This is a genomic window from Mycolicibacterium brisbanense, from assembly GCF_001570425.1.
Lineage (GTDB): Bacteria > Actinomycetota > Actinomycetes > Mycobacteriales > Mycobacteriaceae > Mycobacterium > Mycobacterium brisbanense.
Genome location: NZ_BCSX01000021.1, coordinates 301,969 through 315,409, shown reverse-complemented (window position 1 = coordinate 315,409; position 13,441 = coordinate 301,969). Strand labels below are relative to the sequence as shown.

Here is a 13,441-nt window from a genome sequence, read left to right as displayed (position 1 = left end):
ATTTTCCGACCGTCGGCATGGCGTCATACTGACGGACGTGACGCCAAGAAAAGTACGGGGCACATCACGCAAGCAGGAATGGCTGACACCGAAGCAACAGCGCGCGTGGATCGCCTACATGCGCGTGCAGCTGCGGATGCGCTACGAGATGAACCGTCAGCTGCAGGCCGATTCAGATCTGTCGCTGGCCGACTACGACGTTCTCGTCGCCCTGAGCGGTGAGCGCAACGAGGGCATGCGCATCAGCGACCTGGCGGCCGAGATCGGTTGGGAACGCAGCAGGCTGTCACATCACTTGCGGCGCATGGAAGACCGTGGGCTGACCGAGCGCCGCGCCGGGGCCTCGGACGCGCGTACCACCATCGTCGGACTCACCCCGGGCGGTCGGCGGGCCATCGAAGACGCCGCACCCGCCCATGTGGATCTGGTGCGCAGACTGTTCTTCGATCCCCTGCCCGAGAACCTGCTCGGACCGTTCACCGAGGCACTCGAGCACATCCACGTCAATCTCAATCACAACAGTTCGCTTCCGCCTCCGCCAAGCTAGCATTCAGTGAGAAATCACCTAACTAGTGAGGAGCGGGACTATGAGTGACGTGGTCACCCGGCTGATGGAGGCCAACCTGCTGGCCGTGTTCGATGAGCGCGATCCTCAGCGCCGCGCCGACGCGATCGCGACGACCTATGCGGATGACGTGCGGTGGACCGACGACGACGGCGTCGTAACGGGCCACGACGAACTCAATGGCAAAGCGGCGGAGCTGCAAGCAAAACTGACTGGCCTGCATTTCGTCAAGGCCGGAGCGGTGCGTCAAACCCGCGGGCTGGGTTTCCTGGCCTGGGAAGTGCGTACCCAGGACGACCACACCGTGGCATCGGGCTTCGACGTGGCCGAGATATCCGACGATCGGATCAGTCGCTTGTGGACGGTGCTCGATCCGCAGGAATAGGTGACTAATCACCTATGTTGCAGCACCTGTCAACGTACCCACAGAACGGAGCCCAACCATGGGACAGCTCGACGGCAAGACAGCACTCGTCACCGGTGGAACCGCGGGAATCGGTCTGGCGACTGCGAAGCGGTTGGCCGGCGAAGGTGCCTACGTGTTCATCACCGGACGCGACCGGACACGTCTTGACGAGGCAGCCGATTCGATCGGCGCCCACGGCGTGAAGAGCGACATCAGCAAACCCGAGGAACTCGACGCCTTGGCCGCCGAAATCGCCAAGCGCGGCCGGGGGCTCGACGTCGTCTTCGCGAACGCGGGTGGCGGCGATTTTGCCACCCTGGCCGATGTGACCCCGGAGCACTACCGGGACAGTTTCGATCGCAACGTCGCGGGCACGGTGTTCACCGTGCAGAAGATGCTGCCGCTGCTCAATGATGGCGCGTCGGTCATCCTCGCCGGCTCCACCGCGGCGAGCGAAGGGACGCCGGCATTCGGCCTCTACGCGGCATCCAAGGCGGCGATTCGGTCGCTCGGCCGCACATGGGCCGCAGAACTGGCCGACCGCAAGATCCGGGTCAACACCGTCGTCCCCGGCCCGATCGACACCCCTGGACTCACCGGTCTGGCACCTGCCGACCAGAAGCAGAATCTGCTCGACAGCATGGCTGCCCAGGTGCCGATGAAGCGGTTGGGACGACCCGAGGAGATCGCGTCCGCGGTGCTGTTCCTGGCCTCGGACCAGAGCAGCTTCATGACCGGTACGGAGTTGGCCGTCGACGGCGGGATGATCCAGGTCTGAAGTCCACGACTGCGGTCCGACCATGAGGGGAGCGCGGATGGCCGGACAACGACCTGACACCATCGGAGTGTGACGACACCGTGCGATAAGGGGTTGCCGCGGGCGACCGATCGGATCTCGTGGCCGGTGATGATTCCGCTGCTCGTGGGAATCCTCGCGCAGAGTCTCGCGGTCAGCATGATCAACACCGCCCTGCCCAGGCTTGCCCGCGATCTCGGGATCGCCCCGGCGGACCAGTCGTGGGTCGTCAACATCTACCCCCTCGCCGTGGCGGCCGCGATCGTGCCGGCCGCGAGGTGGGGCGACCGGTCTGGACGGCGCCGCGCTCTGGTCGCGGGCATGACGGCCTTCGCGCTGCTCAGCACGGCGGCCCCGGTACTGCCGGCCCCCGGGCTGCTCGCGGCGCGACTCGGCCTTGGCATCGCCGGCGCGCTGATCCTGGCGAACGTGGTGTCCACCATCGGCGCGCTATTCACAGGTCACGCCCGGACGCTGGCGAACGGCCTCTGGGTCGCCGTGTTCGGTGCCGCCAATACCATCGGCCCGCTCGTCGGCGGCTACCTCACCGATCACTGGGGCTGGCAATGGGTGTTCTGGATCTGCGTACCGATAGCGACGATCGGCGCGCTCCTCACCTGGGCGAAGGTGCCGAACACCCGGGCCGATGTGACGCCGATGTGGCATCCGGGATGGGTGATGGTCGCGGCGCTCGGGCTCGGCGTCACGGTGTACGGCGTGCAACGCCTGCCGTTCGTCCCGGCGGTCGGCGCGCTCGTCGGGCTGGCCGGCGCGGTCGTCCTGACCGTGTTCCTGCGGGCCCAGCGGCGACTGCGGGACCCACTGCTGCGGGTGGACCTGTTCGGGGATCGGGGCTTCTCGGCAGCGGTGGCGACGATCATCGTCTCGGCCGGGGTCACCCTCGGGGCGATCTACCTGACCAGCCTGCATCTGCAGAACGACCGGGGGTGGTCGGCTTCGGCGACCGGGCTCGTGTTGCTGTGGCAGGCGATCGCGACCACGGTCGGCGGCATCGTGGCGCCGATGCTTGCCCGGATCGACCGCCGCGGCCTGGTCCTGCCGGCGGCACTGATGCTGCAAGCGGCCGGGCTGGCTTGGGCCGCAACCGATCCTGCGGTGATCGGCCCGGCCCTGCTGCTGATCGGCGCGGGCTTCGGTGTGATCGGCACGCTCGGCACCACGGCGTTGTTCGTGGCGGCTCCCGCCGGCGCGGTATCGCAGGTGGGGGTGGTGCAGGAGGTGGCCTTCGCGCTCGGCTCCGGGCTCGGCATCGCCGTGTTGGCGGCGCTTGCGGCACCGTTCGGCTACTCAGGTTCGCTGGCTGCCGGAGCGGTCGGGGTGACGGTGACGACTCTGGTCGTCGCCCGGATGTGCAATCCCCTGGCTCCGGCCTCCGGCCGCTGACTGGACCGCGAACGACGGCCCGGCTGTTTGAATCAGCTTGTTCTGTAAGGCGATTGAGCAGTCAAGGTCCTCGCGAGGCGAACAGCGGCCGCGCGGTGAACGGCATGCATTTCATGGCTTTGACTGCCGCGCGACGGTCCGGCCCACAACGGATTTCCCTCCTGGTCGACCTGGACAAGTAGGCCGGTTGAGCGGTGTGATCGTCGGCGGGCGTTGTGGCGTGGGCCGCGCGGACAAGGTCGTACTGGCAACGCCTTGGCGGGCGAGTGGGATATCACGCCGGACGCCTGCCGTCGCCGCGGTCCATACGGCATCCTTGGCAACGTGACGGTCGACTCGATACTGGAATCCATCCCACCGCTGGCGGTGTACCTCGTCATCGGCCTGGTCATCGGCCTGGAGAGCCTGGGCATCCCGTTGCCGGGCGAAATCGCATTGGTGAGCGCGGCGCTGCTGGCTTCCCGGCACAATCTCGACATCAGCCCGGTGTGGGTTGGGACGGCCGCCACGGTCGGAGCCATCGTTGGCGACTCCATCGGGTACTCGATCGGCCGACGCTACGGCATGAGCCTGTTCGAGCGGCTCGGCAAGCGCTTCCCGAAGCATTTCGGACCGGGCCACGTCGCGCTGGCGAAACGCTTGCTGGGCCGCTGGGGCGTATGGGCGGTGTTCTTCGGGCGGTTCATCGCGCTACTGCGAATTCTGGCCGGCCCGTTGGCCGGTGCGCTGCGCATGCGCTACGGCCACTTTCTCGCCGCCAATGCATCCGGCGCCATCTGCTGGGCCGGCGGTACCACCGCGGTGGTCTACTATCTCGGCCTGGCCGCCGAGAAATGGCTGGCCCGATTCTCCTGGGTGGCACTGGTCGTCGCGATCATCGTCGGCATCGGGTTGACCCTGTTGCTCAAGGAGCGCACCCGCAACCTCATCGCCGAGCTCGAAAACGAACATGACTGGGAAACCCTGCGTCGGCACGACTGATATCGGCGCAGCCGCTGCGCGCCGGCATACGTGAATCCAGCGGGAAAACCGTTGTGACGCGGTCAGTTTCGCTTTGACGACATCCGCCCGACGATGCCTCGCTGGCCTTGAACGGGCATCAGACAGCCTGGCCGGACGATGCTCGCTTCGATCGACCGAGAGAATCGGCCGCCGCGACACGCATGCGCAGTGACCGGTGAACGGCGGCTGGCGGGGGAACAATGATAGCGGCCCGAGAGCGAATCGACGCCTTGGCTTGAGTGCACACAAACTTGATCGCACATGAAAAGGAGTGCCGCGATGGCAGCAAAAGAGACTTCGACGGATGCGGGAACAGCGAAGCCGACGACCCGCCGGACAGCTTCGAAGAGGGCTGCGGCGCAAGACAATAAGCCCGCGAGGCCAAGGAAGTCGACTGTCGGCAGGGCGACGACGAGCGCCAAATTGCCAAGCTTCACCCACGAGATGATTGCCGAGCGCGCCTATCACATCTCGCTCTCGGAACGGCGTGGGACTGACGAGGAGAACTGGCACCGCGCCGAGGCGGAGCTGCGCCAGGGCTCGTAGGAGACCCAGGACCGTACCCGCCGGCTGGCTGAGCACAGACCCGAGCCGGTGTCGGAAACCCTTGCGCAACACGGGATAGGCAGTTCGAAGCGCAACGTTTGGTGTGGCGCGCGCCGGGCAATCCCCAGCCATGAGCAGTCATCCCACCGTCGGCGTGGAGGAGGAGTTTCTCCTCGTGGATCGGCGACACGGCTACCCCGCCGCCCGCAATAGAGCTGTGGCTGAATATGCGGCCAAACATGGTGTCGAGTTGCAGCTCGAACTCACCAGCTGTCAGGTTGAGACCACGACTGATGTGGTCGACAGCAGCACTGAGCTACGCGCCGAGCTCAGCCGGCTGCGTCGCGTCGCCTCCGAGGCGGCGGAGGCCAATGACACGCGGCTGTTGGCCGTCGCGCTGCCACCGACCGTGCCACACGCGTTCCCGGTCACCAGCACACCGCGCTACCACCGGATTGCCGACCGGTTCGGCATCATCGCCCATGAGCAGGGCATCTGCGGGTGCCATGTGCACGTCGCGGTCCCCAACCGCGCGGCCGCCATCGACGTCAGCAACCGGATCCGGCCCGTCCTGCATCTTATGCTGGCCCTCACCGCGAACTCGGCGATCTACCGCAATACCGACACCGGCTACGCGAGCTTCCGCAGCATGTTGTGGGCGCATTGGCCGAGCTCCGGGCCGCCGCCATACTTCGAGTCGGTCGAGCAGTACGACGCCACGGTTCATGCCCTCCTCGAGTCTGGTGCCGCGCTCGACTACGGCATGGTCTATTGGGACGTGCGTCCGTCGGCCCGCTTTCCGACGGTCGAGGTGCGGGTGGCCGATGTGCCTGCCACCGTGGCCGAGACCGTATTGCTGGCCACGCTCATCCGTGCCTGTGTGATGACGGCGCTGCAAGCCCGGGAGGCCGGGGATCCACCACCGCGGCCCACAGACTGGGCTCTGCGCGCCGCCCACTGGAGGGCGGCACATGATGGGCTCGACGGCCAGGCGATCGATCTGATGGCCGGGCATGCGCTGGCGTCGACGCGGCTGCTGGCGGCCGGGCTCATCGAACATGTGCGGCCGGCCCTCGAAGAGTTGGGTGACTACGAGATGGCCCGCGACGAGTTGGCGCGTATCGCCCAGGCGGGCAATGGTGCGATGCGGCAACGCCGGGTGTGGCGCCGTCGCGAACAGGTCGACGACGTCATCGCCGAATTGGAAGCAGCAACAACAACATTCGAATGAGTGCCAGGATCTTCGCGACACCGCTGCTGGATACGTCCGAAAACCATGTGCAGCGTGGCCGACGGGTGGGTAGTCCCAGGGCATGGCAAAAATCGGATACTTCTTATCAAGTGAACAGTTCGGTCCCGCGCAGCTGATCGATCAAGCCAAACGCGCAGAGGCGGCCGGTTTCGAGGCGTTGTGGATCTCGGACCATTTTCATCCCTGGAACGACGAACAGGGCCAGAGTCCTTTCGTCTGGGGTGTGATCGGCGCGCTTTCCCAGGTGACTTCGCTGCCGGTGTCGACCGCTGTGACCTGCCCGACCATCCGGATACATCCGGCGATCATCGCCCAGGCCGCCGCGACCGGCCGTCCAGCTCGACGGACGGTTCGTGTTGGGCGTCGGCAGCGGGGAAGCGCTCAACGAGCACGTACTCGGTGACCGGTGGCCGTCCGTGGGGGTGCGCCAGGACATGCTCGAGGAGGCGGTCGACGTGATCCGGCTGCTGCACAAGGGCCACGAGGTCAGCCATCACGGCCCGCACTACGAGGTTCAGGAGGCCCGGATCTACACATGTCCCGACCAGCCGGTGCCCATCTATGTCTCAGGCTTCGGGCCACAGTCGGCCGCGCTGGCCGGGCGGATCGGCGACGGTTACTGCACCGCGATGCCCGACAGCGAATTGATCAAGACCTTCCGCGACAGCGGGGGAGGATCCAAGACCGTGCAAGCCGGCACGAAAGTCAGCTGGGACCGCGACGCCGACACCGCCCTCAAAGCCGCCCACCGGCTGTGGGCGAACGAGCAGCTGCCCGGGCGTTTAGCCCAAACCCTCCCGACCCCACAGGATTTCGCCGACGCGATGACCCTCGTACCCGCCGAAAAGGTCGCGCAGTCCATGGCTTGTAACAACAATCCCGACGAGCACGCGGCGCAGGTCCGGCGCTACCTGGACGCCGGCGCCGACGAGGTGTACGTGCAGCAGATCGGCCCTGACATGGACGGCTTCTTCACCGCCTGGCAGCGCGACGTCCTGCCGCAGCTGGTCTAGGCGCGCCGGTACGGCGTGTTTAAACCTCGCCAAACCGGCAAACACGTGAGATGACGGCGTTTGTGCGACGAGGGAGGAGAAGGCCATGGCTGGTTTGAAAGCCGCTGCCGCTACGGCAAGCGCAGCCGCAGCAACGGCGCTGTTGATGGGCGCGCAGGCAACCTCCTCGGCCAGTCCCATCGGTAGTGAGCAGCAGGTGGTCGGCCCGGACGGGTCAGTGGCTGCCTACAGCGTCACCGATCTGCAGCCAACCGACAGCACGACGTTGAACGTGCCGGGAACCGGCGGTGTCCCACTGGCGGGCCGGCTGTGGTCCGCCACAACCACAGTGTCCGCCGTGCGGGGGCAGGTCATCCCGGCGATGCGGGCATTCAACGCCCGCACCGCAGACGGCCAAAACTATCGGGTGCTGGACCAGGCGCTGGCACCTGATCTTGACGTGTCGCCGATGAGTCAGGGCCAGCGCACCACCGGGCATATCTACTTCGACGTCACCGGGCCCGCCCCGACCGTCGTGGCCTACAACGATGGCGCACAGGACCGCATGGTCTGGAGCGGCCAGTAGTCAGTGCTCTTCTCCCGCTTCGTCAGCTGGTGGCGGCGCTGGAGAAGAACAGCAGGCGAAAATTTCCAATCTGAATTTCGTCGCCATTGGCTAGCTTTGCGGAGTCCACCGGTTGGCGGTTGAGGTAGGTGCCATTGAGACTGTTGGTGTCTATGATGCGGTACTCCCCATCGTCGCAGTGGAATTCGGCGTGTAGTCGGCTGACGGTGATGTCATCGAGATAGATGTCGCTGCGGGGATGACGGCCCGCAGTGGTGACGGGCTGCTGCAGGACGAACCGGAGTCCGATCGTGGGGCCGCGCTTGACGACCAGCATGGCGGCGCCCGGTGGCAGCGTGTCGAGGTGTTCGAGGGCGGCTGCCGCGACCCCGACGGTCCCGTCGAACGGGGCGAGCAATCCGGCAGTGTCCTCGATCTGGTATTCCGATGTCGGGTGGTTCTCTGCTGTGCTCACGGGTTGTCCTCCTCGGCCACGCGCGGTCTGGTTGACCAGAGCGCCGCTAATTCGGCGGTTAGGGTGACGATGGCTCTTTTACACTGGTGCCCTTGGCATTTGAATGCGCAATGATCGGAGCTTGGTGTGGTCCGGCGCCGTCGGCATGGATCGACCATGGGCAGGAGCCGCGTTCGCTTCTGCCGAGCGCATCAAGAGCAGCGGCGGCGATGATGATCGGAGCCCCGCACGTCGGGCACCGCATCACTTAGCAATACCACTCTGGGGTGGCGGACACAACGAGGAGCCGGGCTCTGTGGCCGGACCGGCCGACGCCGTGCCGCGCGCGGTGGCGGATTTCCGAATCCGGTTTTCGCAACCGCGGCGCACTGCGCGACGTAGTCTGGGTCTCCGACTCCCAAGTCGGGGCCACGACGAAAGGTGTTCGCAGAGTGAAGGTCACAGTTATGGGGGCCAGTGGCCTCATCGGGAGTCTGCTCGTCGAGCTGTTGACCCGAGAGGGCGAGGACGTGGTCGCGGCGTCCCGGCGTACGGGCGTCGACGTGCTCAGTGGCCTGGGTGTCCCCAAGGCGCTCGCGGGTGCTGACACTCTCGTCGATGTCACCAACTCCCCGTCCTTCGACGACGAGGAAGTGTCGGAATTCTTCGTCAGGTCGACCACCAATCTGGTGGCCGCGGCGCGGGCGGCCGGGGTGGGCCATTACGTCGCATTGTCGATAGTCGGTGTCGACGAGCTACCGGACAGTGGATACATGCGGGCCAAGGCCGCCCAGGAGCAGATCATCGCGTCGTCAGGGTTGCCGTACACCATCGTGCGAGCGACCCAGTTCCGTGAGTTCGCGGACGCGATCGTCGATTCGCTGGTTGTCGAGACCGATGCGGACGAGGAGGACGAGCATGACGTCCGGGTGCCGGACGCGCTGATCCAGCCGATCGCGGCCGACGAGGTGGCGGCCTTCTTGGCCGAGGTCGCGATATCGCCACCGCGCAACCGCGTGGTCAACATCGGTGGGCCCGAAAAGATCTCGTTCGCGCGGCTGGCGCGGGAGGTGCTGGCACTGCACCACGACGATCAGCGAGTGGTGGTCGATCGCCAGGCGACGTACTTCGGTGCGAAGCTGGCAAAGGACAGCCTGGTCACCCGTGACGGAGCGATGATCGCTTCAATTCCCTTCTGCTGACCCGTAGTTCGGCGCCGCCGATCATCGCCCGCCAGGGCGGCGCGGAGCGATGCCGTCATCGAGCATCTGCTGGAAATGGTCGGTGACGGTCACCTCCGCGGGCCGATACGTCAGCCCGAGTTCGTCTCTGCTGCGGCTGTTGTCGAAGGCCAACGGGTAACCGACGTTGGTTTCGACGTACTTTCGCGTCAGCCCGGCAAGGGGAGCGATGAGTTTCACGACGGCCTTGGGCGCCGTGGTCCTGGGGAACGGATACAACGGGCCGTACCCGCGGCGCAGAATCTTGCCGATCTGCAGCAAGGTGAGGGAGTCGGCATTGACGATGTAGCGGCCGTGGGCCTCTGGGGTGAAGCCTGCGAGCACGTGTGCGTCGGCGACATCGCGGACGTCCACCACGCCCATGGTCAGCGCGGGAGCCCCGGTCAGCAGGGTGCCGTCGATGAACTGCTTCATGGTGCTCAGGCTGGCCGAATCACTGGCACTGGTCAGCGAAGGTCCGAGCACCAGGCCCGGATGGATGGTGACCAGGTCCCACCGGTCCTGCGCCTTCTGATACCGCCAGGCCTCCTGCTCGGCCACAGTCTTGGAATACGAATACGGTTGGTGGTCAACGCTACTGGTGGTGTTCCAGTGCTCGTCGGTGAAGACGCCACCGGGGACATCCCGTGATTCGCGGGCATCGCCGTAGATCGCGACCACGCTGCTGGTCAGCACCACCCGCTTGACGCTTTCGGTGCGGTTGACCGAGTCCAGCACGTTGCGGGTGCCTTCCAGCGCCGGACGCACCAGTGCCTCCTGCGCATCGGTGAATCCGGACAGGATGAACGGCGACGCGGTGTGCATGACGAGCTGGCATCCGGCCATGGCGTCGTCGAAGCTGCCGGGGTCGAGCAGGTCTGCCTTGAAAAGCCGGAGCCGGCCCGGGTGATCGGCGGAGAGCTTGTGCAGATGTTCCAGTCCGGTGTCCTTGTCCGGGTTGCGGACCGTGCCGTGCACGGTGTGTCCTCCCTCGAGGAGGCGGCGGACGATCCAGCTGCCGATGTATCCGCTGGCGCCCGTGACGAGCACCGGTGCGGTCGCGTCGATCGTGGTCATGGGCCAATCCTTACCTGCCGACGCGACGGCGTCGAGGCCGGTACGGATATCAAACCCGGTGATCTTCTCTTGGATCAGGCCTGACCGGCTGTGGCGCAGGCGATTTCCTCGGTGCGGACGGCTTCGTCGCGGCGTGACCGTGGCTTGAGTTCGCTGACGATGACACCCGCGACGATGAAGACGGCGCCGACGATCGCCAGCCCGGGCAGTCGGTCTCCCGCGACGCGACCGAAGATGCCGCCCCAGACGGGTTCGCCGGCGTAGATGATGGTCGCGCGCGTCGGCGAAACCGAACGCTGGGCCCAGTTCATGGTCGCCTGAATCAAACAACTGGAGACACCCATCCCCACGGCGGCTCCGAACCACCACCAGGAAAACGCCGGAATGGTCTCGCCCGTCACGGGCATGGCGAGGAAGGCGAACGCCCCGGCGGCCAGCAGCTGAATGACGGTGACCCTGCCGAGGTCCACCTTGCCGGCAAAGCCGCCGATCAGGAGGATCTCGGCAGCCATGGCGACCGCGCCCATGAGCGTCGCCAACTCGCCGCGCCCGAGGCTGAGGCCCGTGGCGCTGGGGCCGGCCAACAACACCAGGCCGACAAAGGCGAGCAAAACCCCGACCAGCGCCGCGCGATCGGGGCGGCGGCGCATCACCGCCCACTGCAACAGAGGTACCAGCGGCACATAGAGCGCGGTGATGAACGCGGAAACGCTCGAGCTGATGGACTGCAGGCCGTACGTTTGCAGTCCGTATCCGCACGCGATGGCCGCACCGATCGCCACCCCGGCAACGACCTCGGCGACGCTGACACCTCGAAGGGTCTTGTAGAAGACGGCAGCACCGAGCACGCCGGCGATCACAAACCGCAGACCGACGAAGAACAACGGTCCGCTGTGGTTCATCGCCTGATGCACGATCGGGAAGGTTGAGCCCCAAATGGCGGTGACGCCGATCAGCGCCAGTTCAGGCCCCGAAGGCAACCGGTCCCGTATCGCGATGTGCAACATTCTGCACACTGTAGGGCTGAGCCGGCCAATGTGCAAAATAATGCACAGCGGTTACAGTGGCAGCGATGACCGAAGGAACCGAGGTCCTGGCCTGCGTCGGCGCGAATGTACGACGCCTGCGCGCGGCGTCGGGTCTGAGCCAATCCCAACTGGCCACCGCCGCGGGGGTCAGCAGGCGCACCATCGTGAATTTGGAGGCGGGCTCGGCAAACATTGGGCTGTCGTCGCTGGACACCATCGCCGACGCACTCGGGGTGACATTCGTCAACCTGGTGCTCGCGCCTGCCGCCACACCCGAACATATCGACGCCCTGATGTGGAAGGGCAACGGGGCCGACAGTCGTGCCGTCCTGCTCGGCAGCGCAGCGGCGCATCAGGAAGGACAGCTCTGGGTCTGGAGCCTTGGCGTGGACGACCGGTACGACGCCAACCCGGACCCTGCCGGATGGCACGAGATGGTCCTCGTCATCGCCGGGCGGCTGCGGATCGAGCGCGAAAGCGGTGACGTCACACTCGGATTGGGTGATCACGCCATCTACAGCAGCGCGCAGCAGTACGCGTACATCAACGCCGGTTCCGAGGTCACCAGGTTCGTGCGCGTCGTGCTGTCGTGACGTCGGCCATCGGCGTGGCTACGTCCCGTACAGATGCAGGATCCGTGCGGTTGCGGTGGCGATGTCGCCACTGAGCTTCACAATCGGCGGTCCGCCACGCTGATGGATCACGTTCGCCAGGACGATCACGTAGGTATCCGAGCCGGGGTCGATCCACAGCGACACCCCGGTGAAACCGGTATGGCCGAAGCTCCCGATCGGGAATAGCATTCCGCGCGGACGGGACTGCTCGGTGTCGATATCCCAGCCGAAGCCGCGGAGGTCTTGGCCCGCGATCGCCGGATACTCCGGCGCGAGCAGGGGATCTGTTGTGTTGGGCGTGTTTTCGACGGCCCGCCGCGTCGCCTCGTTGGCTGCCTGCAGCTGCGCCGGGTTGTGCCCGGGTTGCTGCGGTGTCGTCATCGATTCCAGAGTGGATTGCTTCAGTGGGAAGGGGCTGGGGCGTCCGGCAAGGCGGTCGAGTAGCGCCTGGGCGTACCTGCCGACGTCTTGCACCGTCGAGAACACCCCGGCGCTGCCGCTCACGCCGCCCATGCGGCGGGCCGTCGGGTCATGCACAGTGCCGCGCAGCAACTGGTCGAAGTCGGGGTTGAGACCTGGTGTATCGCCGTCGTGCGCGGTGGGCGCGATCCGGGCCAAGAGATCGATACTCCAGGTGCCGGCGGGGCATGCGCCTTCGGTGGCCGCTGTCTTGTCGAAAACGATTGCGGTACCGCGGATCTGGTGCGGGCCACACGCCTTATCCGCGGGCAGGTAGCGGGTGTCGGCCATACCAAGCGGAGCAAAGACGTTGCGCGGCACGTACATATCCAACGTTTCACCGGTGAGCTTCTCGACCAGTGCCCCGAGAATGATGAAGTTGATGTCGGAGTAGTGGAAGCGCGTTCCGGGGTCGAACACCACCCACGCCGCGAGCGCACGGTGAATGCCTTGGGCCTTGTCTGAGTGATCCAGCCCCCAGGGCCCGTCCAGGCTCAGATCTCCTGCGATACCCGAAGTGTGCGTCAGCAACATGCGTAGCGTCACCTGCGCGCGTCGTGGGTCATTCGCCGGGTTGAACTCGGGTAGGTACTTCTGGACAGGGTCGTCGATCTGAATGCGGCCCTGTTCGTAGAGCTGAAGGACCGCGACGGTGGTCGCGAGGCTCTTCGTCAGCGACGCAAGGTCGAAGATCGTGTCGTCGGTCATCGCTTCGGCGGGTGCCGGCGCTCCGTCGAGCCCAGGTTCGTCGGGTAGCTTGCGCGAGCCGAACGCTTGCCGGTAGACGACGTTACCGCCGTGCCCGATCTGAACCACCGCGCCGGGCAGCCGGTGCGCCGCGATCGAATCGTCTACCAGCTGGGCGACGGGCGTGAAATCCCCCTCGGGAACGACGGGCACGGGCGGGGGAGTGGTTGAGGTCGTGGTCGGGGCGGCGATCAGTGGCGTGCTGGTAGCCGCCGGGGGTGACGGCGGCTGACCGCACGCAGGCGCCGCGCCCAGGGCCAGCAAGACGGCGGCGATCGCGCGGACCGGGGCGACGCGCGATCTCGACACCGCAC

At 66.2% G+C, this 13,441-nt stretch carries 14 protein-coding genes and 1 pseudogene; 11 read left to right on the top strand and 4 right to left on the bottom strand.

Annotated elements, in window-relative coordinates; all coding sequences use genetic code 11:
* Positions 1–37 precede the first annotated feature (37 nt).
* From RMCB_RS11310 to RMCB_RS11270, 9 genes and pseudogenes are all read left to right on the top strand, one after another.
* Complete coding sequence (locus RMCB_RS11310) at positions 38–547, top strand: MarR family winged helix-turn-helix transcriptional regulator (protein WP_029370250.1); 510 nt, start codon at positions 38–40, stop codon at positions 545–547.
* A 40-nt stretch (positions 548–587) separates the two neighbouring features.
* Complete coding sequence (locus tag RMCB_RS11305) at positions 588–950, top strand: nuclear transport factor 2 family protein (protein WP_062828833.1); 363 nt, start codon at positions 588–590, stop codon at positions 948–950.
* A gap of 58 nt (positions 951–1,008) precedes the next feature.
* Positions 1,009–1,749: an SDR family NAD(P)-dependent oxidoreductase gene (locus tag RMCB_RS11300; RefSeq protein WP_062828832.1), complete on the top strand. Its 741-nt coding sequence runs from the start codon at positions 1,009–1,011 to the stop codon at positions 1,747–1,749.
* Between the two features lie 69 nt (positions 1,750–1,818).
* On the top strand, positions 1,819–3,171 hold the full coding sequence (locus RMCB_RS11295; RefSeq protein WP_062828831.1) for an MFS transporter: 1,353 nt from the start codon (positions 1,819–1,821) through the stop codon (positions 3,169–3,171).
* A gap of 324 nt (positions 3,172–3,495) precedes the next feature.
* On the top strand, positions 3,496–4,152 hold the full coding sequence (locus tag RMCB_RS11290; RefSeq protein WP_029370253.1) for a DedA family protein: 657 nt from the start codon (positions 3,496–3,498) through the stop codon (positions 4,150–4,152).
* A gap of 300 nt (positions 4,153–4,452) precedes the next feature.
* Complete coding sequence (locus RMCB_RS11285) at positions 4,453–4,719, top strand: DUF2934 domain-containing protein (RefSeq protein WP_036424368.1); 267 nt, start codon at positions 4,453–4,455, stop codon at positions 4,717–4,719.
* 130 nt (positions 4,720–4,849) lie between these two features.
* Entirely contained in the window at positions 4,850–5,950 is a 1,101-nt protein-coding gene (locus tag RMCB_RS11280; RefSeq protein WP_062828830.1) for a glutamate--cysteine ligase 2, read from the top strand.
* Positions 5,951–6,032: 82 nt separating this feature from the next.
* Positions 6,033–6,984: pseudogene (locus RMCB_RS11275) on the top strand (TIGR03557 family F420-dependent LLM class oxidoreductase).
* A gap of 85 nt (positions 6,985–7,069) precedes the next feature.
* Positions 7,070–7,549, top strand: a complete 480-nt coding sequence (locus tag RMCB_RS11270) for a DUF1942 domain-containing protein (RefSeq protein ID WP_029370257.1) — start codon at positions 7,070–7,072, stop codon at positions 7,547–7,549.
* 22 nt (positions 7,550–7,571) lie between these two features.
* Here the strand turns inward: RMCB_RS11270 and RMCB_RS11265 are convergent, their stop codons facing one another.
* The gene (locus tag RMCB_RS11265; protein WP_029370258.1) at positions 7,572–8,003 is read right to left on the bottom strand and encodes an FHA domain-containing protein; all 432 of its coding nucleotides are present in this window, start codon (positions 8,001–8,003) and stop codon (positions 7,572–7,574) included.
* A 431-nt stretch (positions 8,004–8,434) separates the two neighbouring features.
* Here RMCB_RS11265 and RMCB_RS11260 point away from each other — a divergent pair, with 431 nt between their 5' ends.
* Positions 8,435–9,184 (top strand): SDR family oxidoreductase, encoded by a 750-nt coding sequence (locus tag RMCB_RS11260; protein ID WP_029370259.1) that lies wholly within the window; start codon positions 8,435–8,437, stop codon positions 9,182–9,184.
* A 21-nt stretch (positions 9,185–9,205) separates the two neighbouring features.
* Here RMCB_RS11260 and RMCB_RS11255 read toward each other — a convergent pair whose 3' ends face one another.
* Both RMCB_RS11255 and RMCB_RS11250 read right to left on the bottom strand, forming a co-directional pair.
* On the bottom strand, positions 9,206–10,279 hold the full coding sequence (locus tag RMCB_RS11255) for an SDR family oxidoreductase (RefSeq protein WP_029370260.1): 1,074 nt from the start codon (positions 10,277–10,279) through the stop codon (positions 9,206–9,208).
* Positions 10,280–10,353: 74 nt separating this feature from the next.
* Complete coding sequence (locus RMCB_RS11250) at positions 10,354–11,286, bottom strand: DMT family transporter (RefSeq protein ID WP_029370261.1); 933 nt, start codon at positions 11,284–11,286, stop codon at positions 10,354–10,356.
* A gap of 65 nt (positions 11,287–11,351) precedes the next feature.
* Between RMCB_RS11250 and RMCB_RS11245 the strand changes: the two genes are divergently transcribed.
* A complete protein-coding gene (locus RMCB_RS11245) occupies positions 11,352–11,900 on the top strand; it encodes a type II toxin-antitoxin system RelB family anti-toxin (RefSeq protein WP_036424322.1) in 549 nt (182 codons plus the stop codon).
* An 18-nt stretch (positions 11,901–11,918) separates the two neighbouring features.
* On the opposite strand, the gene RMCB_RS11240 is transcribed toward RMCB_RS11245, so the two are convergent.
* Positions 11,919–13,436, bottom strand: coding sequence for a serine hydrolase domain-containing protein (locus tag RMCB_RS11240; protein ID WP_084388423.1), 1,518 nt, complete (start codon positions 13,434–13,436; stop codon positions 11,919–11,921).
* Positions 13,437–13,441 lie beyond the last annotated feature (5 nt).

Bases quoted from the DNA above. Each gene is read 5' to 3' on its own strand.
- RMCB_RS11305 (WP_062828833.1), top strand. From the start codon at position 588: ATGAGTGACGTGGTCACCCGGCTGATGGAGGCCAACCTGCTGGCCGTG.
- RMCB_RS11300 (WP_062828832.1), top strand. From the start codon at position 1,009: ATGGGACAGCTCGACGGCAAGACAGCACTCGTCACCGGTGGAACCGCG.
- RMCB_RS11285 (WP_036424368.1), top strand. From the start codon at position 4,453: ATGGCAGCAAAAGAGACTTCGACGGATGCGGGAACAGCGAAGCCGACG.
- RMCB_RS11280 (WP_062828830.1), top strand. From the start codon at position 4,850: ATGAGCAGTCATCCCACCGTCGGCGTGGAGGAGGAGTTTCTCCTCGTG.
- RMCB_RS11270 (WP_029370257.1), top strand. From the start codon at position 7,070: ATGGCTGGTTTGAAAGCCGCTGCCGCTACGGCAAGCGCAGCCGCAGCA.
- RMCB_RS11255 (WP_029370260.1), bottom strand. From the start codon at position 10,279: ATGACCACGATCGACGCGACCGCACCGGTGCTCGTCACGGGCGCCAGC.
- RMCB_RS11250 (WP_029370261.1), bottom strand. From the start codon at position 11,286: ATGTTGCACATCGCGATACGGGACCGGTTGCCTTCGGGGCCTGAACTG.
- RMCB_RS11245 (WP_036424322.1), top strand. From the start codon at position 11,352: ATGACCGAAGGAACCGAGGTCCTGGCCTGCGTCGGCGCGAATGTACGA.